The organism is Pseudoduganella sp. GW821-FHT11H04, from assembly GCF_058807935.1.
Window position 1 is genome coordinate 339,703 of sequence record NZ_JBXARE010000001.1, and the last position, 18,429, is coordinate 358,131.

Consider the following 18,429-nt stretch of genomic DNA (forward strand, 5'->3'; position numbering starts at 1 on the left):
GGATGGGCGTTGAGATCGAACGTAAATTCCTGGTGGCGGGAGATGGCTGGCGCACGCAAGGCGAGCCGGTCCTGTTGCGCCAGGGTTATCTGTCCTCACATGCCGAGCGCACCGTACGCGTGCGGATCGAGGGCGAGCGGGCGGTCCTGACCATCAAGAGTAAGAATGTCGGTGCGGCGCGCGGCGAGTGGGAGTATCCGATCCCCGTCGCCGAAGCCGCCGAGCTGCTGGACCGCTTATGCGAGCGGCCGCTCATCGAAAAATACCGCCGCCGCATTCCCTTCGGCGGCTTTGTGTGGGAAGTGGACGAGTTCCTCGGCGAGAATGCCGGACTCGTCGTCGCCGAGATCGAATTACCGGCTGAGGACGCCACGTTCGACAAGCCGGACTGGGCTGGCGACGAAGTCACCCACGATTTGCGCTACCTCAATTCCCGCCTGATTAAGCAGCCGTATTCCACTTGGAAGTGATCTGTGTCCGGCGTATGCTGGATACATGGGCATCGAAAACGAATTTATCGAATTCAAGGCGCGAGTCGAAGCGATCTTGCCAACTCTGGCAACGAAAGCCGACCTTGAGGCGATGCGTGCAGAATTTACGCGTTGGATGTTGGGAACTGTCGTTGGCTTGTTTCTCAGTTTCTCAGGCTTGGTCGTTGCGCTGACCCGAACGCCAACCGCTGCGCCAGCGCCGCCGCCTGCGCCAGCGTCGGTATGCCAGCTGTGTCCGGCACGGCCATCGGCGATACCCAATGAAAAAAGCCCGCGGTGACCGCGGGCTTTTCTGCTTAATGGAAGTGCTCGGTGCCGGTGGCGGCGTCTTCGGGCATTTCGGCGTGGACCAGCTCGCCTGATGGATCGGCGAAGAGGGGAGCGCCGCAATCGTCGCAGTATTCGGCGACATACTTCTCACCGAGTTTTTTCACTTGCGAGACGCCGGCGGCGTTCAGGTGTTCGACGATTTCTTCCACCGGGGTGCGGGGCTTAAGCAGCTCGGCCAGCGTGGTGCCGGACAGGCCCTCGGCCGGCGTGCCTTCCTCATCTTCCTGGCCATACAGCGGCCACACCACGCCATACATCACATCGCTGTCGGAACGGCGGGTGAAGGCGACGCGGTATTCGTCGATCTGGCCATCCGGCGCGGATTCATCGCCAAAGCCCGCAATGACTGCGCGCAAATCAGAAGGCTCGCAAGCCAGCGAATGTGTCAGGTAATGCACGGCAGCGCGGATCGACACCGGGCGAATCAGCTTGTCCGCTTCGCGGCAGCCGGTGTAATAGGCTTCCGGCAGCAACAGCTCGATGCCGCAGCCAGGCAGCAAGCGCGCCACGGTCGGCGTGGCTTGCGTGGTCCATGCGGCCAGCGCGTCGCGGCGCGCTTCGGCCTGTGCAGCGTGATGGGCCGGCATCTGCCAGCGGAATAGCGGACCGTTATGCGGCGCCACCACAGCCACCATCAGGTAGCGGGTGTCGGCCAGGAAGGGCGCGGTTTCAGCCACTTTGGCTTCGGACTTGAGCGCCTGGCCCTTCAACGCAGCCTGCGCCAGCTTGTGCACCTTCGAGTAAGCCTCGGCATGGGTGCGCGGCAGCTGGTCGATGGAGTACAGGGTGGACGACATCGCCATATGCGTGCCATCCGCCAGAAGGTGGGCGGAGAAGTGCGCCGACAGCGTGTTCAGGATGTCAGCCGGAATCTGGCCGGAAGCGATAGAGAAACGCGTCCATGCCAGCACCGGAGCGGCCACCAGCAGGATATCGAACTCGCGCGACTCGCCTTCGACTTCCACCACGATGGAGTCGGATTCGCTGACCGCTTCCACGCTGTCCATCAGGATGTCATAGGCGGGCAAATCCACGCTGAACAAGGAGTTCAGGGCCGAGTCGACAGTGTCCTGGTGGCCGGTGCGCAGCAGCTTATGCAGCTGGGCGTCCAGCACCCGTTCCCAGTTACGCTCTTCAATGCGGCTCGCGGACTGGCCCAAGGCTTGGGCGAGGGTGATAAGGCGCTGGCTGTCGGCAGATAATTTGTGGGTTGAATCTTTGGATGGACGACGCATAGCGCTTTTCTTAGTCAAAAAGGAAACTTATTACCCCTATTGTAGTGGATTCGCTCGAGGTTGGCGGTGCAATAAAAAAACGCCGGGCGAACCCGGCGTTTTTGGTTTCGGTGAGACTGAAAATTAAGCAGCCAGCAGCTGGCGCAGCACGAATGGCAGGATGCCGCCGTGCTTGTAGTAGTCCACTTCGATTGGGGTATCGATGCGCAGAAGCACTTGCACTTCTTTGCTCGAGCCGTCAGCGCGGTGAATCACCAGGGTAGCTTGCTGTTGAGGCTTGATTTCGCCTTCCAGGCCCTTCAGGTCGTAGGTTTCGCCCTTGCCGGTGATGCCCAGCGATTCCACGGAATCGTTGCCGATGAATTGCAGCGGCAGCACGCCCATGCCCACCAGGTTGGAACGGTGGATACGCTCGAAGGAACGGCAGATCACTGCCTTCACGCCCAGCAGCTGGGTGCCCTTGGCCGCCCAGTCACGGGAGGAGCCGGTACCGTATTCTTCGCCGCCGAAGATCATGGTCGGGGTGCCTTCTTCAACGTAGCGCATTGCTGCGTCGTAGATCGACAGTTGTTCGCCCGATGGCTGGTGCAGGGTGATGCCGCCTTCAACTGCGGAACCGTCGGCCTTGGCAGGGATCATCTTGTTCTTGATACGCACGTTGGCGAAGGTGCCGCGCATCATGATCTCGTGGTTGCCGCGGCGCGAGCCGTAGGAGTTGAAGTCGGCCTTCATCACGCCGTTTTCCTTCAGCCACTTGCCTGCCGGGCCGTCTTCCTTGATCGAGCCTGCTGGCGAGATGTGGTCGGTGGTGATGGAGTCGCCGAACACGCCCAGCGCGCGTGCGCCTTTGATGCCGGCTTCCGCTGCCTTCGGTTTCATCTCGAAGCCGTCGAAGAATGGCGGCTCGGCGATGTAGGTCGAATCAGGCCAGTTGTACACTTGGCCTTCGGTCGACGACACGGCTTCCCACAGCTTGCCTGGGTTGCCTTTGACGTCGGCGTAGTTGGACTTGAAGACCTTGGAGTTCATCGCGAACTTCATCAGGGCAGCGATCTCTTTCGAGGTCGGCCAGATGTCGCCCAGGTACACGTCCTTGCCATCCTTGCCCTGGCCGACTGGTTCGGTCATCAGGTCGCGGGTCACGTTGCCGGCGATCGCGTAAGCGACGACCAGCGGTGGCGATGCCAGGAAGTTGGAGCGGATGTTCGGGTGAATACGCGCTTCAAAGTTACGGTTGCCGGACAGCACGGCAGCAGCAACGATGTCGTTGCCGGTGATGGTGGCGTTCAGTTCAGGGGTCAGGTCGCCAGCGTTACCGATGCAGGTGGTGCAGCCGTACGCGGTCACGCCGAAGCCCAGTTTTTCCAGGTAAGGCAGCAGGCCGGCGGCGGTCAGGTACTCGGTCACAACGCGGGAGCCTGGAGCCAGGGACGACTTGATGTGCGGAGCAACGGTCAGGCCGGCTTCCACAGCTTTCTTGGCAAGCAGGCCGGCTGCCAGCAGCACGCTCGGGTTCGAGGTGTTGGTGCAGGAGGTGATTGCAGCGATCAGAACGTCGCCGTTCTTCACGTTCACGCCATTGCTGGTGGTGTAGGTCTTGGTCAGTTCGTCGGCCTTCTTGTTGAAGCCATTGTCGCTGGTTGGCTTCGAGAACAGGTCGGTGAAGGTGGACTTCACGTTGCCGATTTCGATACGGTCTTGCGGACGCTTAGGACCGGCCAGCGACGGTGCAACGGTGGACAGGTCCAGGTGCAGTTCGCGGGTAAAGTCGATTTCGCCCTTCTTCGGCACGCCGTACATGCCCTGTGCCTTGAAGTAGGACTGGAATGCAGCGATTTCTTCCTTGGTGCGGCCGGTGCCTTCGAAGTATTCGATGGTCGCGTCGTCGACTGGGAAGAAGCCCATGGTCGCGCCGTATTCGGGCGCCATGTTGGCGATGGTTGCGCGGTCGGTCACGGACAGGGACTCGGTGCCTTCGCCGAAGAACTCGACGAACTTGCCCACGACTTTTTCTTTACGCAGCATTTCGGTGATGGTCAGCACCAGGTCGGTTGCGGTGCAGCCTTCGCGCAGCGCGCCGGTCAGGTTGACGCCGATCACGTCCGGGGTCAGGAAGTACACTGGCTGGCCCAGCATGCCGGCTTCCGCCTCGATGCCGCCCACGCCCCAGCCCACAACGCCGATACCGTTGATCATGGTGGTGTGGGAGTCGGTGCCCACCAGCGAGTCAGGGTAGTACACGCCGGATGCATTGTGCACGCCGCGTGCCAGGTATTCCAGGTTCACCTGGTGAACGATACCGAAGCCTGGAGGAACCACGCCGAAGGTATCGAAGGCTTGCATGCCCCACTTCATGAACTGGTAACGCTCGTTGTTGCGCGAGAATTCCAGCTTCATGTTCAGGTCCAGGGCCTTAGGCTCGCGGAAGTGGTCGATGGTGACCGAGTGGTCGACCACCAGGTCCACTGGGACCAGAGGTTCGATTTTCTTAGGGTTGACGCCCATTTTGGAGGCGACGTTACGCATGGCAGCCAGGTCGGCCAGCAGCGGAACGCCGGTGAAGTCCTGCAGCACAACGCGGGCTACGACGAATGGGATCTCGTCGGTGCGGGCAGCGGTAGCGCCCCAGTTAGCCAACTGCTTGACGTGCTCTTCGGTCACTTTCTTACCGTCGCAGTTACGCAGAACGGATTCCAGCACGACGCGAATCGATACTGGCAGGCGGGAAATCTTGGCGCCCAGTTCCTTTTCCAGGGCTGGCAGGGAGTAGAACTTACCCTTCTTGCCCCCGATCGGGAAATCCTTAAGCGTATTCAGTGTGTTGCGGGACATGTCCTCTCCTTATTGATTAAAGTCCGAGCGCTTGATCAGATGTCTTGCATTCGTTCGCCAGTTGGCGGTTCACTTTCGAATCCAGCAGCATGCCCTTGGCAGGGATGCCGATCCAGATCAGGCCTGCAATCTTGTTCTCGAAGCGCTGCGCACCAGTGGTGGTGGCTTCGCGAGTCAGGCGGTGCAGGCGATTTTTCCAGCGCATGACGATGCTGTTTTCATCATCGGCGCTGTTGTAAATGGTGATTTTGTTGCCCAGTTCGCAGGAATAGCTGGTGCCGGTCTGGCCCTTGACGCTCGATTCCGGTTCGCCGGCGTTGGCGTTTGCGGTGGCAGCAGGTTTGGCGGCAGCTTTTTTAGGTGCGGCTTGTGCGGATGGGGCGGCAATGGCAAGCGCCATAGCGCAGGCGGTGATCAGTTTCAAATACGACATTATTGGTCTCCTTTGGATTCAACCGCCCCGACAAGGGCGGCAACGGAGTCCGGCAGCGGCAGGCCTGCGAGCTTGGCTCGCTGCAGAACCGTCCAATAATAGCGATAGCTAGCTCTGTCATGCAAGCGTCCGTGCTGGCTAATCGGGCCCCACTGTACCTTCTCTGCCTCATGCAGGATGGTTGCGGCCTCATTGACTTCGGATGCACGCGGAGTAAATGCTTTTATGACAGGTTTTATCTGGCTCGGATGGATGCTCCACATGCGCGTGAAACCGAATTCCGCGGCGGCGCGCTGGGCATCGGTGGCCACGACGGCGGAGTCCTTGATGTCAGTGGTCACGTTATGCGAGGGCACCTTGCCGTGTGCATGGCAGGCGGCGGCGATTTCCAGCTTGGCGCGCACCACCAGCGGGTGGGTGAACTGGCCCGGTGTGCGCATGGCGCTGCCCGGCACGGCGCCGTAGTGGGCCGATACGAAATCCATGATGCCGAAGGACAGGCATTCAACCTGGAGCAGGGCGGCGATATCGTGCACGTCGCGCAGGGCGCCGTGGGTCTCGATCAGCACATGCACCGGCACCGGCTTGTTGCGGCCGGACTTGGCCGAGTATTTATTGACAACATCGATGGCGCGCGCGACTTCCTGCACGCTCTCCGGCTTTGGCACCACGATATAGGCCAGCTTGTGGCCCGCTTCGGTGCAGATGATTTCGACGTCGCGCTCGAAATATGGGCTGTTGACATCGTGCACACGGGCGCCGATGCGGTTGAACTGGTTGGATTCGTCCAGCAGCAGCAGGGCGACCAGCTTGGCGTGCGATTCTTCGTTGCCGGCGGCAGCGCCGTCCTCGCAATCGAAAGTGATGTCGAACAGGGGACCAAGCTCTTGTTGCAGGGCCATGGATTTGCGCATCAGCTTCTCATTGCCTGCATAGTGGTCGCAGGAAGGAAGCAGAAGCGGCTGGCGTGTGCCCTGGAATAAAACCTCGGATGGATGCATTGGTACGTTAGGTGAAACAGCAGCCGCGCTGCCCTCGGCAGCGCGGCGGGTACGGCGGATCGGTGGTTTTACCGGGTCCACAGTAGTCAGACGATATTACGGCAGCAAGTGCTTAACGCCTTCACGCTCTTCGGTCAGTTCCTTCAGCGTGATGTTGATGCGCTCTTGCGAGAATGCGTCGATTTCCAGGCCCTGGACGATTTTGTATTCGCCGTTTTCGCAGGTCACTGGGAAGCCGAACATGGTGCCTTCAGGGATGCCGTAGGAGCCGTCGGAAGGGATACCCATGGTGGTCCACTTGCCGTTGGTGCCCAGTACCCAGTCACGCACGTGGTCGATCGCTGCCGAGGCTGCGGAAGCTGCCGAGGACAGGCCGCGTGCTTCGATGATCGCTGCGCCGCGCTTGCCCACGGTTGGCAGGAAGGTGTTGGCGTTCCATTCCTGGTCGTTGATCATGTCCTTGACCGATGCGCCGGCGATGGTCGCGAAACGGTAGTCGGCGTACATGGTTGGGGAGTGGTTGCCCCATACGCACAGCTTTTCGATGTCCTTGACGGCCTTGCCGGTCTTGGCGGCGACCTGGGACAGGGCGCGGTTGTGGTCCAGGCGCAGCATGGCGGTGAAGTTCTTCGCTGGCAGGGAAGGAGCAGACTTCATTGCGATGTAGGCGTTGGTGTTGGCTGGGTTGCCCACAACCAGAACCTTGATGTTGCGCGAAGCGACAGCGTCCAGCGCCTTGCCTTGCACGGTGAAGATCTGTGCGTTGGCTTCCAGCAGGTCTTTACGCTCCATGCCTGGGCCGCGTGGACGTGCGCCAACCAGCAGGGCAACGTCTGCGTCCTTGAAAGCGGTCATTGGGTCAGAGTGGGCAGTCATGCCGGCGACCAGCGGGAATGCGCAGTCGTCGATCTCCATCATCACGCCTTTCAGCGCTTTCTGGGCCTTCTCGTCAGGGATTTCCAGCAGTTGCAGGATGACTGGCTGGTCTTTGCCCAGCATGTCGCCGTTGGCGATACGGAACAGCAGGGAATAGCCGATCTGGCCGGCGGCGCCGGTTACGGCAACACGCATTGGGGTTTTAGCCATGGTGAATCTCCAAAGTGGACGTGAAAACGGTGTAAGCTCGTAATGATACGACAATTTAAGTCGGGGCAGACCAGCTTCGACGGCGAGTTTAGGCTTCCGTTGGCTTCGTGTCAATCCTATCTTATGTCTTATATAAGACATATAAGTTATAGGATTTTTCTGGACGTAGAGGGTTGGATGTGGTGGAATAGCGGGCTATGAATCCCGTCACGCCCAACCAGACCACTTCTGACGCCTTAGGTGCGGCCGGCGCTCCGTCCCCGACTTTTTCTCCCCTGTACCAGCAGATCAAAGGCCTGATTACCCAGGGCCTGCAATCGGGTGAATGGAAGCCCGGTGAGATGATCCCCAGCGAAGTCGAACTGGCAAACCGCTTCAAGGTCAGCCAGGGCACCGTACGCAAGGCGATCGACGAACTGGCTGCCGAAAACCTGGTGGTGCGCAAGCAGGGCAAGGGCACTTTCGTGTCCACCCACCATGAGGCCCGGGCCCACTTCCGCTTCCTGCGCCTGGTGCCGGACGAAGGTGTGCCGCACTATCCGGAATCCCGGTTTATTGAAGTCAAACGCCTGCGCGCGCCGGCCGAAGTGGCGCGCCTGCTCGATTTGAAATCGGGCGACGCCGTGGTCTATATCAAGCGCGTGCAAAGTTTCGACGCCGTGCCGACCATCGTGGAAGAACTCTGGCTGCCTGGCGTGATCTTCAAAGGCCTGACGGCGGAACGCCTGAATGAATACAAAGGCCCGATGTACGGCCTGTTCGAATCTGAATTTGGTACCCGCATGATCCGTGCGGAAGAAAAGATCCGTGCCGTCTGCGCAGAAGAGGGCGATGCCGGGCTGCTGAAAATTGCGGCAGGTACGCCTTTGCTGTGCGCCGAGCGCGTTTCCTTCACTTACGGCGACAAGCCGGTGGAGCTGCGCCGCGGTTTGTATTTGACCGAACGGCATCATTATCAAAATGATCTCAGTTAAGGTGCAGCGCAATAATATTTTGGTGATATGTAAGAATACATATTGGTCTGAACAGCAAAAATCGGCGAAAATCGCAGTTTCGCCAAGTTTGGCAATTCATTTGTAATAAAGCATAGGGAGGTTGTATATGACTGAAGCCGTGCGGGAAACCCCAAAAAAAGAGCGGCCAGAATTCCGTAACATCCACGTTACGGATCTGATGAACTACCGACTGCCGATGGCCGGCATCGTCTCCATCTTGCACCGCATCAGCGGCGCCTTGATGTTCCTGCTGTTGCCGTTCGTGCTGTACCTGCTGCAGGAATCCCTGCGCTCCGAGTACACCTTCGCGCACTTCATGCAGATCGCCTCCCACCCAATCGCCAAGCTGGTCATGCTGGCCCTGGTCTGGGGCTACACCCAGCACTTCTGCGCTGGCGTACGCCACCTGATCATGGACACCCACGTCGGCCTGGACAAGGATTCCGCGCGCAAGTCCGCCACCACCGTGGTTGTGATCACCGTCGTCGTGACCGCGCTGGTCGCACTGAAATTGTTTGGAGTGTTCTAAATGGCTAACAATAACATCGGCCCAAAACGCCTGGTTGTCGGCGCCCACTACGGCGTCAAGGATTGGCTGGTCCAGCGTGTGACCGCCGTGCTGATGGTGGTGTACACCGCCGTCCTGTTCTTCCTGATCTTTACTTCGTCGACCCCGTCGTACGAAGGCTGGGCGGGCCTGTTCGCGCAGCAGTGGTTCAAGCTGTTCAGCGCAGTGACCCTGCTGGCGTTGTTCTACCACGCCTGGGTCGGCATCCGTGACATCTGGATGGACTACATCAAGCCGGTCGGCCTGCGCCTGTTCCTGCAAATCGCAACCATTGGCTGGCTGATCGCCTGCGCCGCCTGGTCGCTGCAAATTCTGTGGAGTGTGTAAATCGTGGCAGCTATTAAATCTGCAATCCCTACCCGCCGCTTCGACGCGGTAATCGTTGGCGCCGGCGGTTCCGGCATGCGCGCCTCCCTGCAACTGGCGGAAGCCGGCCTGAACGTGGCCGTGCTGTCCAAGGTGTTCCCAACCCGCTCCCACACCGTGGCAGCGCAGGGCGGCATCGGCGCCTCGCTGGGCAATATGTCGGAAGACAACTGGTACTGGCACATGTTCGACACCGTCAAAGGTGGCGACTATCTCGGCGACCAGGATGCGATTGAATTCATGTGCCGCGAAGCACCGAAAGTCGTCTACGAGCTGGAACACTTCGGCATGCCTTTCGACCGTAACCCGGACGGCACCATTTACCAGCGTCCGTTCGGCGGCCACACCGCGAACCTGGGCGAGAAGCCAGTGCAGCGCGCCTGCGCCGCGGCTGACCGTACCGGCCACGCACTGCTGCACACCCTGTACCAGCGCAACGTGCGCGCCCGCACCCACTTCTTCGTTGAGTGGATGGCCCTGGACCTGGTGCGCGATGCCGACGGCGACGTCGTTGGCGTGGTGGCCCTGGAAATGGAAACCGGCGAATGCATGATCCTGGAAGCCAAGACCACCATCTTCGCAACCGGCGGCGCAGGCCGCATCTTCGCAGCATCGACCAACGCCTTCATCAACACCGGTGACGGCATGGGTATGGCGGCACGTGCCGGCCTGCCGCTGCAAGACATGGAATTCTGGCAGTTCCACCCGACCGGCGTGTCCGGCGCGGGCGTTCTGATCACCGAAGGCGTGCGCGGCGAAGGCGGCATCCTGATCAACTCGAACGGCGAACGCTTCATGGAGCGCTATGCTCCGACCCTGAAAGACCTGGCGCCGCGCGACTTCGTGTCCCGCTCCATGGACCAGGAAATCAAGGAAGGCCGCGGCTGCGGTCCTAATAAAGACCACGTTCTGCTGGACCTGCGCCACATCGGCTCCGAGACCATCCAGAAGCGCCTGCCATCCATCCTGGAAATCGGCCACAAGTTCGCCAACGTCGACGCGACCAAGGAACCAATCCCAGTCGTGCCGACCATCCACTACCAGATGGGCGGTATCCCGACCAATATCCACGGCCAGGTGGTCGTGCCTAACGGCGACGGCAGCCAGAAGATTGTGAACGGCCTGTACGCCATTGGCGAATGCGCCTGCGTCTCCGTGCACGGTGCAAACCGCCTGGGCACCAACTCCCTGCTGGACCTGGTGGTGTTCGGCCGCGCAGCCGGCAACCACGTGGTGGCACAGAACTTGAAGCAGAAGGAAAACAAGCCTCTGCCGAAGGATGCTTCCGACTTCGCAATGAACCGCCTGAACCACCTGGAAACCTCCACCGGTGGCGAGCGCGTACAAGACGTCGCCAACGACATCCGCGCCACTATGCAGAAGTACTGCGGCGTGTTCCGTACCGACGAAATGCTGGCCAAGGGTGTGGAAGAGATCCTGAAGTTGGACGAGCGCCGCAAGCACGTTTCGTACAACGATAAGTCCAAGGTGTTCAACACCGCCCGCGTCGAAGCGCTGGAACTGGACAACCTGATCGAAACCGCAAAAGCGACCATCGTCTCCGCCAACGCGCGTAAAGAATCCCGCGGCGCCCACGCCCAGGACGACCACCCGCAACGCGACGATGAAAACTGGATGAAGCACACGCTGTGGTTCTCGGAAGGCAACCGCCTGGAATACAAGGCTGTCGTCACCAAACCGCTGACGGTTGATACCTTCAAACCGAAACCACGCACTTTCTAAGCAAGGGCCTCACAACATGGCACGCACTCTCAAATTCAAGATTTACCGTTACGATCCGGACAAGGACGCCAAGCCGTACATGCAAGACCTGACGGTCGAGCTGAAAGATACCGACAAGATGCTGCTGGACGCACTGCAGCGCATCAAGTCCGACGTGGATGACTCGCTGTCGCTGCGCCGCTCCTGCCGCGAAGGCGTGTGCGGTTCCGACGCCATGAACATCAACGGCAAGAACGGCCTGGCCTGCACCACCAACCTGAACGAGCTGAGCGAGCCTATCGTGCTGCGCCCGCTGCCAGGCCTGCCGGTGGTGCGCGACCTGATCGTCGACATGACCCAGTTCTTCAAGCAATACCACTCGATCAAGCCGTTCCTGATCAACGACTCTATCCCTCCAGAGAAAGAGCGCCTGCAGTCGCCGGCGGAACGCGAAGAACTGGATGGCCTGTACGAGTGCATCCTGTGCGCCTGCTGTTCGACTTCCTGCCCATCGTTCTGGTGGAACCCGGACAAGTTCGTCGGCCCGGCCGGCCTGCTGCAAGCCTACCGCTTCATCGCCGACTCGCGCGACGAAGCCACCGGCGAGCGCCTGGACAACCTGGAAGACCCATATCGACTGTTCCGTTGCCACTCGATCATGAACTGCGTCGATGTGTGCCCGAAAGGCCTGAATCCGAACAAGGCCATCGGCAAGATCAAGGAACTGATGGTTCGCCGCGCGATTTAATTAAAAAATGGCGGAACTCGAAAAACGAGCGCACCAGGCCGATCCGACCAACCGTGCGCGCCTACGCTGGCGCGCGCGACGGGGCCTGCTGGAAAACGACATTATCCTGACTCGTTTCCTTGATGCGCACGAGGCTGAATTGACCGACGAAGAAGTGGACGCTTTCACGCGACTCCTCGATTTGTCGGACAATGCACTGATGGATCTGGTCTTGGCCCGTAAGGAGCCGGAAGGCGAAGTAGACCTGCCGCATGTACATGCGTTGCTGGCTCGCCTGCGCCAAGCCTGAGTTAAAAGTTTTTTTATTTGCTGCATCTCTCCTAAAGGAAGAGCCCATGAACATCTCTGAAACCAAAGCTACCCTATCGTTTTCCGACGGCAGTGCATCGGTAGAAATGCCGATCTACAAGGGCACCGTAGGCCCGGACGTCATCGACATCCGCAAGCTGTACGGCGCCACCGGCAAATTCACCTACGACCCAGGCTTCATGTCGACCGCGTCGTGCAACTCCTCCATCACCTACATCGACGGTGACAAGGGCGAGCTGCAATACCGCGGCTACCCGATCGAGCAACTGGCCGTGAACGCCGACTTCATGGAATCGTGCTACCTGCTGCTGAACGGCGACCTGCCGAACGCAGTGCAAAAGAAGCAGTTCGTCGATACCGTGACCAAGCACACCATGGTCCACGAGCAGATGCAATTCTTCTTCCGCGGCTTCCGCCGCGATGCGCACCCGATGTCGGTACTGGTTGGTACCGTCGGCGCGCTGGCATCGTTCTACCACGACTCGCTGGACATCAACGATGCCAAGCAGCGTGAAATCTCGGCCATCCGCCTGATCGCCAAGCTGCCGACCCTGGTCGCCATGGCATACAAGTACTCGGTTGGCCAGCCATTCGTGTACCCACGCAACGACCTGTCGTACTCCGCCAACTTCATGCGCATGATGTTCGGCAATCCATGCGAAGAGTACAAAGTCAACGACGTGCTGGTGCGCGCCCTGGACCGCATCCTGATCCTGCACGCAGACCACGAGCAGAACGCTTCGACCTCCACCGTCCGTCTGGCCGGTTCGTCGGGCGCCAACCCGTTCGCCTGTATCGCTGCCGGTATCGCCTGCCTGTGGGGCCCTGCCCACGGCGGCGCGAACGAAGCTGCATTGAACATGCTGAAAGAAATCGGCTCCGTCGACAAGATTCCAGCATTCATCGCTCAGGTGAAAGACAAGAACTCCGGCGTCAAGCTGATGGGCTTCGGTCACCGCGTGTACAAGAACTTCGACCCACGTGCGAAGCTGATGCGCGAAACCTGCCACGAAGTGCTGAACGAATTGGGCCTGCAAGACGACCCACTGTTCAAGCTGGCCATGGAACTGGAAAAGATTGCGCTGAACGACGAATACTTCGTCTCCCGCAAGCTGTACCCGAACGTGGACTTCTACTCCGGTATCGTGCAGTCGGCCCTGGGCATCCCAGTGTCCCTGTTCACCGGTATCTTCGCCATGGCCCGTACCATCGGCTGGATCGCCCAGTGGAACGAAATGATCGCCGACCCAGAGCAGAAGATCGGCCGCCCACGCCAGCTGTTCGTCGGCTCCGCAGTGCGCGACGTACCTCCTCTGAAAGACCGCAAGTAATCCTTGCCGCCTTTCCGGCAAAAGCGAGCTTCGGCTCGCTTTTTTTTTTGTCAGCGCGGTTTATGCAGCCATTCTTCCAGCGCCGGGCGCGGTAGCGGGGCGCTGACGAAACGGCCCTGCATGCCGGCGCAGCCATGGGACGAGAGGAACTGGTGCTGGGTATTATTTTCAACGCCGGTCGCGATCACGTCGATCTTGAGGTGATGGCCCAGGTCCAGGATCGAACGCGCCAGTGCGCCGTTGGGCTGGATCGACAGCGCCGGCATCTTGAGGTGGGCGATAGGCAGCGCGGCCAGGCAATTCCAATTCGACGGCCCCCCTCCGAATTCGTCCAAGGCGAGGCCAATGCCCAGCTCCTCGGCGCCGCGCGCCAGGCGCCGGGCCTCGTCGGGGTTGCCCATGAATTGCGACTCGCGCACTTCCAGCGAGAGGCGGCCTGGCGCGGCGCCATGGAATTTCAGGCGCTGGGCAATATGCGGCAGGTATTCGCGCTGGCTGAATTCGCGGCTGCACGAATTGATGGAAATGGGGATGTCCTCGTAGCCGATTTCGTCGAGCCGAGTCAATGTTTGCAGCACATCTTCCAAGACCCGCCGTCCCAATGGAATGATCAAGCCATTTTCTTCGGCCTCCGGCAGGAAGTCGGCCGGCAACAGCTCGCCGCGCACCGGATGGCGCCAGCGCAGCAGCGCTTCCAGGCCTTGCAGCTTGCCGGTGCGGACGCAAACGTTCGGCTGGTACATCAGGAAAATCTGGTCGCATTCGAGGGCGGCTTTCAATGCTGCTTCGGAATTCTGGCGCGCTTGCTGGGTGGCCGCGATCTCCTGCGAGTAAAAATGGATGGCATCCGGACCGCCGCATTTGCCGGTATACATGGCGGCGTCCGCGGCCTTCAGCAGTGCGGATTGGTCCCGGCCGTCCTGCGGGAAGAGAGCGACCCCCATGCTTGCCCCGACCGACATTTTGCGGCCGCAGACCGTCAGCGGCCCGGCGAGGGCCCGCCGCACCCGGTCCAGCGATTGCAGGATATGGCGCAGAGAGGGCTGCCCGGCAAGGACCAGGACGAATTCGTCGCCGCCCAGCCTGGCGACCGTATCGGTTTCGCGCACCGCGGAGCACAGGCGGGCCGCCACCTGGCGCAGCACGTCGTCGCCGGCATCGTGGCCCATGGTGTCGTTGATCTGCTTGAATTTGTTCAGGTCCAGCAGCACCAATGCGACCTGGCGCTGCGCTCGTTCCGCGCTGTGCAATGCCTGGTCCAGGCGATCCGTCAGCAAGGTGCGGTTGGCAAGACCAGTCATGGGGTCGTGCGTGACCTGGTACTCCAGTTGTGTGGTCCGTTCTTTGAGGGCGGTAATGTCTTCGAGAATTCCGATGTAATGACTGACCTGGCTGGCGCCATCGCGCACCGGGGTAATCGTCAGCTGGTTCCAGAACTTTTCGCCGTTCTTGCGGCGATTGCGAAATACCGTTGTGGCGGCACGTTGCTGGCGGATCGCCACATGCAGTTCGGCGCGCTGGGTGTCGTCGAGCCCCGGCGCCGCCATGAAGCGCGAGTCGCGTCCGATCACTTCGGCGGATGAATAACCGGAAATGCGTTCGAATGCAGGGTTGACGTATTCGATCGGGTTCTCGCGTCCTTCGCAGCGGGTGATCACGATACCGTTGCTGGCTGCATCCAGCGCGCGCTTGCACAAGTCGAGATCGCTGCGCTGGCGCGCCTGGCTCGTCAGGTCCATACCCATGCCGCACAGGTAGCTGTGCCCTTGGGCCAGCAAGCGCGTACCCCACAGCAGGTAGGGCACGCTGCCCCCGTCCAGTTGCAGGCATGCATCGACCTGCACCTGGCCTTCCTGCTGCATGGCGCTGCAAAATGCTTCGGCTACTTTGGGCCGGTCGGCCGGGGCCACCAATTCCAGCATATGGATGCGGCGTATCTCGGCGGCGGGCAGTCCCGTCAGTTGTTCAAGCTGCCGGTTCCATAAAATGAAGTGGCCAGCCTCATCGATGAGATAGAAGGGCCCCGCCAGCAAATGCATAACATCGGCCAATGCGGCGGCCCCGACCATCCTGGCCGGGTCCTCGCCTGTGTCGTCCATGCCTTCCCCACTTATTTATAAGTATTGTTAGTGCCGGCCTGGTAACTTGCGGTGACTGCCGGAATGTCTGCCCGCGAGTTTGCTGCAAGGGACTAGTTTGCTTCAAATTTGGGAGCCGTGACGCGCTGTTGATGCCGTTTTGAAATATACAGATTTAGATTTGGTTCAGCCGCGCTGCGGCCTCTGCGAAAGTGGGGCGTGTGTTTGGCTTAGGCTGCAGGCAGGCCATTGCCAGATCTTGCAGTAGTGGCAGGTGATCGTCGCAGCGCTCAAGCAATTCTTCCAGCAGGCAGCCGAAAGCCCTGACTTCCAGGCGCTGTAAAGCGGCTGCGAGATCGGTGCCAGGCTCGAACATCGAGGCGCCGCCGAAGTCGCCCAATACTGCATTACCTTTGTCGCAGTTCAGGATGTTGTGGGCATACAGGTCACCGTGCATGATGCCTTGCGCGTGCAGATGGGCGGCGGCGGAGGCGATGCCGCGTGCGATTCTGAGCAGCGTCGCGGCGCTGAATTGCTGGTTGTCCGCGTAGACGTCGCGCGTGCAGGTGGTGAAGCTCGGTGGGCCGGCCAGGTTACGCAGGCTCGGGTCCATGAGCGGCATGACGAGTGCCGGCAGGCGCTCGGGGTGATCGGGGATGGTGCCAAGCACGGGGATTAGGTTGGGATGCTGGCCGGCACCTATGCAGGCGGCCATTTCGTGAGCGGGCGAGCCGTCGCTGGTCATCGTGCCTTTGTAGACCTTCACCGCAACGGTGACGCCGTCCAAAATGGCCTGGTGGATGATGCCTGACGCGCCTTCCCCAAGTTTGTGCTGGAGTTGCAGCTCGTTCCAGCTGATGTTGCGGACCTGCGGCGACCTGACGGAAGGCGCTTCGTTGAACGGATTGCCTGCGCAGGCCAGCCAGGTCAGGCGCGGTATCGCCAGGAGCCATTCCGGCAGTTTCGGCAGGCGGTTGGATGCGATGCGCAGTAATTCGAGCTTGCTGCAACTGGCCAGCTCCGGCGGCAGACTGTGCAAGCGATTCCCGGACAACATGAGCTTCTGCATATCAGCGCATTGGCCGATTTCAGCGGGCAGTTGTTCGATGCGGTTGTCGGTCAGGATCAGCCAGCGCAGGCGGGCGGGCAGGGCGGCTGCGGGGACGGCCGCGATCTGGCAGGCCTTGAAGCCGATCATTGTTAGCGAGGGGCAGCGGCCGAGTACTTCCGGCAGTTCGGTGAATGGATTGTCCGAGCAGAAGATGATGCGCAAGCGATGCAGGCGCGGCAAATCGCCGGGCAGGGATATCAGCTGGTTGCCGGAAAGGTCGAGGATTTCCAGTGTATCGGCGAGTTCGAAAATCTCGCGAGGGAATTCGGTCAGGCCACAGCGCAGTTGAAGCCGCACGGCGCCGGCCAGTTCGCCGGCGCGCAATTGTTCCAGGGTTTGCATCCGGGCTTATTTCTCGTCGTCGTCAAGCAGGGCACGGATTTCGGCGCGCTCCTTGGCGCTGACGGCGCCGCCTTTCAGCGCAGCCAGCACCAGAGCCTTGCCGGAGCCGGCGAAGGCTTTGTGGATCAAGTCCTTCAACAGGGAGGTCTGGATCGAATCCTGCTGCTCGATAGGCGAATAGACATGGGCGCGCTGGCTCTCATCGCGGTTCAGCAGACCCTTGGTATGCATAACCTGCAACAGGCGCAGCACGGTCGCGTACTGCATATCCGGCCGCGTTTCCACCGCCGCCTCATGCACCTGCCGCGCAGTTGCCGGGCCCAGGGCAAACAAGAGACGCAGCATTTCCAGTTCGCTAGGGGTAGGTTTTGGCAGAGACATGATAGATCCAGATAGACATCGATGGATCTAGAATAAATGATCTAGACACGAAAGTCTAGACCCGCACACAAGCAGAGCCCGTGTCACACCATGGGGTCACACCCGAACTGTGACACGGGCGCGACCGTGGCGTAGTAGAGCCCGGGTCACACCTGGGGTGTGACCCCATGGTGTGACACGGGCTGGACCGTAGAGGTGTTACCACTTCATTTCGCCTTTGGCGACTTTGGCGCTCAGTTGCAGGGCGCTTTCCAGGCCGGCTTGGGGGTAGGCGGATTTCATGGCGGCGACCAGGGCGGTGCTGTCGGGTGCGGCTGGGGTGGCGGCTTCGAAGCGGCGCAGGTAGTCGGCAGTGTATTCAATGGCGTCTGGCGTGTAGCTCACGCCTGGGGCGAAGTGGCCGGGGACGACGGTGGACGGCTTCAGCTTGGCCATTTCATCGAGCACGGACAGCCATTGGGCGCGTGATTCGGGCGTCTGGGTGTCTGCGACCCAGACGTGCAGGCCTTTGAACAGTACAACGCCGCCCACGACCGCTTTGATCGATGGAATCCACACATAGCTGCGGTCGCCCTGGCCTTTGACTTGCAGCTTCTGGCCTTCCAGTTCGATGTCGCCTTGCAGCAGCTCGGGCATCACCACGCCGCTTGGGGCGTTGGCGCCGAGGATTGGGCCCCAGTACGCGACTTTGGCTTGCGCTTTCTTTTCCATGGCGGCGATGGTGGTGCCGCGGGCGACGATTCGGGCTTGCGGGAAGGCGGCTTTCAGTACGTCGAGGCCGAAGTAGAAGTCGGGGTCGCCGTGGCTGACGTAGATCGTGGTCAGGCGTTTGCCGCTGGCTTTGATCTGGGCTGCCAGCTTTTCGGCTTCGCCGCGGGAGAATTGGGCGTCGACCAGCACGGCATCTTTTTCGCCTTTCACCAATACCGATGCGACCGGGAAGATGGCGGCTTCGCCTGGGTTGAAGACTTCCAGCGTCAGCGGGGCGGCAGTGGCGCCGGCGGTTGCGGTGGCGAGTGCTGCTGCGGCGAGGGTGTGTTTGATCATGGCTGAATTCCTTTCGTTGATTG

The 18,429-nt window shown here is 60.5% G+C and carries 17 protein-coding genes; 8 read left to right on the top strand and 9 right to left on the bottom strand.

Translation table 11 applies throughout. The annotated features are described in order from the left end of the window. Positions 1-2 precede the first annotated feature (2 nt). Positions 3-470, top strand: coding sequence for a CYTH domain-containing protein (locus AC1RTP_RS01660; protein WP_498604256.1), 468 nt, complete (start codon positions 3-5; stop codon positions 468-470). 317 nt (positions 471-787) lie between these two features. Here the strand turns inward: AC1RTP_RS01660 and AC1RTP_RS01665 are convergent, their stop codons facing one another. The 5 genes from AC1RTP_RS01665 to AC1RTP_RS01685 form a co-directional block, all read right to left on the bottom strand. After that, entirely contained in the window at positions 788-2,056 is a 1,269-nt protein-coding gene (locus tag AC1RTP_RS01665; protein ID WP_498604257.1) for a DUF2863 family protein, read from the bottom strand. A gap of 123 nt (positions 2,057-2,179) precedes the next feature. Further along, positions 2,180-4,888, bottom strand: a complete 2,709-nt coding sequence (acnA, locus tag AC1RTP_RS01670; protein WP_498604258.1) for an aconitate hydratase AcnA — start codon at positions 4,886-4,888, stop codon at positions 2,180-2,182. Positions 4,889-4,904: 16 nt separating this feature from the next. Further along, positions 4,905-5,321, bottom strand: coding sequence for a hypothetical protein (locus AC1RTP_RS01675; protein WP_498604259.1), 417 nt, complete (start codon positions 5,319-5,321; stop codon positions 4,905-4,907). Beyond that, positions 5,321-6,322 carry an HpcH/HpaI aldolase/citrate lyase family protein gene (locus AC1RTP_RS01680; RefSeq protein WP_498604885.1) on the bottom strand — a complete coding sequence of 334 codons (1,002 nt, stop codon included), beginning with the start codon at positions 6,320-6,322 and terminating at the stop codon, positions 5,321-5,323. Before AC1RTP_RS01680 ends, AC1RTP_RS01675 begins: the two co-directional genes overlap by 1 nt. 96 nt (positions 6,323-6,418) lie before the next feature. Beyond that, positions 6,419-7,408 (bottom strand): malate dehydrogenase, encoded by a 990-nt coding sequence (locus AC1RTP_RS01685; RefSeq protein WP_498604260.1) that lies wholly within the window; start codon positions 7,406-7,408, stop codon positions 6,419-6,421. 197 nt (positions 7,409-7,605) lie between these two features. Here AC1RTP_RS01685 and AC1RTP_RS01690 point away from each other — a divergent pair, with 197 nt between their 5' ends. The 7 genes from AC1RTP_RS01690 to gltA all read left to right on the top strand — a co-directional run bounded on the left by AC1RTP_RS01690 (position 7,606) and on the right by gltA (position 13,447). Further along, a complete protein-coding gene (locus AC1RTP_RS01690; protein WP_498604262.1) occupies positions 7,606-8,382 on the top strand; it encodes a GntR family transcriptional regulator in 777 nt (258 codons plus the stop codon). A 127-nt stretch (positions 8,383-8,509) separates the two neighbouring features. After that, a complete protein-coding gene (gene sdhC, locus AC1RTP_RS01695) occupies positions 8,510-8,932 on the top strand; it encodes a succinate dehydrogenase, cytochrome b556 subunit (protein ID WP_498604263.1) in 423 nt (140 codons plus the stop codon). Then, on the top strand, positions 8,933-9,298 hold the full coding sequence (sdhD, locus tag AC1RTP_RS01700) for a succinate dehydrogenase, hydrophobic membrane anchor protein (RefSeq protein ID WP_498604264.1): 366 nt from the start codon (positions 8,933-8,935) through the stop codon (positions 9,296-9,298). It begins immediately after the preceding gene. Between the two features lie 3 nt (positions 9,299-9,301). Next, complete coding sequence (gene sdhA / locus AC1RTP_RS01705; RefSeq protein WP_498604265.1) at positions 9,302-11,080, top strand: succinate dehydrogenase flavoprotein subunit; 1,779 nt, start codon at positions 9,302-9,304, stop codon at positions 11,078-11,080. 16 nt (positions 11,081-11,096) lie between these two features. Beyond that, a complete protein-coding gene (locus AC1RTP_RS01710) occupies positions 11,097-11,807 on the top strand; it encodes a succinate dehydrogenase iron-sulfur subunit (protein WP_055931466.1) in 711 nt (236 codons plus the stop codon). A 7-nt stretch (positions 11,808-11,814) separates the two neighbouring features. Continuing rightward, positions 11,815-12,096, top strand: coding sequence for an FAD assembly factor SdhE (locus tag AC1RTP_RS01715; RefSeq protein WP_498604266.1), 282 nt, complete (start codon positions 11,815-11,817; stop codon positions 12,094-12,096). A 46-nt stretch (positions 12,097-12,142) separates the two neighbouring features. Continuing rightward, entirely contained in the window at positions 12,143-13,447 is a 1,305-nt protein-coding gene (gltA, locus tag AC1RTP_RS01720) for a citrate synthase (RefSeq protein WP_498604267.1), read from the top strand. Between the two features lie 50 nt (positions 13,448-13,497). Here the strand turns inward: gltA and AC1RTP_RS01725 are convergent, their stop codons facing one another. The 4 genes from AC1RTP_RS01725 to AC1RTP_RS01740 form a co-directional block, all read right to left on the bottom strand. After that, on the bottom strand, positions 13,498-15,546 hold the full coding sequence (locus AC1RTP_RS01725; protein WP_498604268.1) for a putative bifunctional diguanylate cyclase/phosphodiesterase: 2,049 nt from the start codon (positions 15,544-15,546) through the stop codon (positions 13,498-13,500). Positions 15,547-15,700: 154 nt separating this feature from the next. Beyond that, entirely contained in the window at positions 15,701-16,978 is a 1,278-nt protein-coding gene (locus AC1RTP_RS01730) for a leucine-rich repeat-containing protein kinase family protein (protein ID WP_498604270.1), read from the bottom strand. A gap of 6 nt (positions 16,979-16,984) precedes the next feature. Next, positions 16,985-17,359, bottom strand: coding sequence for a BlaI/MecI/CopY family transcriptional regulator (locus AC1RTP_RS01735; RefSeq protein ID WP_498604271.1), 375 nt, complete (start codon positions 17,357-17,359; stop codon positions 16,985-16,987). Positions 17,360-17,557: 198 nt separating this feature from the next. Then, the gene (locus tag AC1RTP_RS01740; protein WP_498604272.1) at positions 17,558-18,406 is read right to left on the bottom strand and encodes an MBL fold metallo-hydrolase; all 849 of its coding nucleotides are present in this window, start codon (positions 18,404-18,406) and stop codon (positions 17,558-17,560) included. Positions 18,407-18,429: the final 23 nt, after the last annotated feature.

Bases quoted from the DNA above. Each gene is read 5' to 3' on its own strand.
- AC1RTP_RS01660 (WP_498604256.1), top strand. From the start codon at position 3: ATGGGCGTTGAGATCGAACGTAAATTCCTGGTGGCGGGAGATGGCTGG.
- AC1RTP_RS01665 (WP_498604257.1), bottom strand. From the start codon at position 2,056: ATGCGTCGTCCATCCAAAGATTCAACCCACAAATTATCTGCCGACAGC.
- acnA (WP_498604258.1), bottom strand. From the start codon at position 4,888: ATGTCCCGCAACACACTGAATACGCTTAAGGATTTCCCGATCGGGGGC.
- AC1RTP_RS01675 (WP_498604259.1), bottom strand. From the start codon at position 5,321: ATGTCGTATTTGAAACTGATCACCGCCTGCGCTATGGCGCTTGCCATT.
- AC1RTP_RS01680 (WP_498604885.1), bottom strand. From the start codon at position 6,322: ATGCATCCATCCGAGGTTTTATTCCAGGGCACACGCCAGCCGCTTCTG.
- AC1RTP_RS01685 (WP_498604260.1), bottom strand. From the start codon at position 7,408: ATGGCTAAAACCCCAATGCGTGTTGCCGTAACCGGCGCCGCCGGCCAG.
- AC1RTP_RS01690 (WP_498604262.1), top strand. From the start codon at position 7,606: ATGAATCCCGTCACGCCCAACCAGACCACTTCTGACGCCTTAGGTGCG.
- sdhC (WP_498604263.1), top strand. From the start codon at position 8,510: ATGACTGAAGCCGTGCGGGAAACCCCAAAAAAAGAGCGGCCAGAATTC.
- sdhD (WP_498604264.1), top strand. From the start codon at position 8,933: ATGGCTAACAATAACATCGGCCCAAAACGCCTGGTTGTCGGCGCCCAC.
- AC1RTP_RS01710 (WP_055931466.1), top strand. From the start codon at position 11,097: ATGGCACGCACTCTCAAATTCAAGATTTACCGTTACGATCCGGACAAG.
- AC1RTP_RS01715 (WP_498604266.1), top strand. From the start codon at position 11,815: ATGGCGGAACTCGAAAAACGAGCGCACCAGGCCGATCCGACCAACCGT.
- gltA (WP_498604267.1), top strand. From the start codon at position 12,143: ATGAACATCTCTGAAACCAAAGCTACCCTATCGTTTTCCGACGGCAGT.
- AC1RTP_RS01725 (WP_498604268.1), bottom strand. From the start codon at position 15,546: ATGGACGACACAGGCGAGGACCCGGCCAGGATGGTCGGGGCCGCCGCA.
- AC1RTP_RS01730 (WP_498604270.1), bottom strand. From the start codon at position 16,978: ATGCAAACCCTGGAACAATTGCGCGCCGGCGAACTGGCCGGCGCCGTG.
- AC1RTP_RS01735 (WP_498604271.1), bottom strand. From the start codon at position 17,359: ATGTCTCTGCCAAAACCTACCCCTAGCGAACTGGAAATGCTGCGTCTC.
- AC1RTP_RS01740 (WP_498604272.1), bottom strand. From the start codon at position 18,406: ATGATCAAACACACCCTCGCCGCAGCAGCACTCGCCACCGCAACCGCC.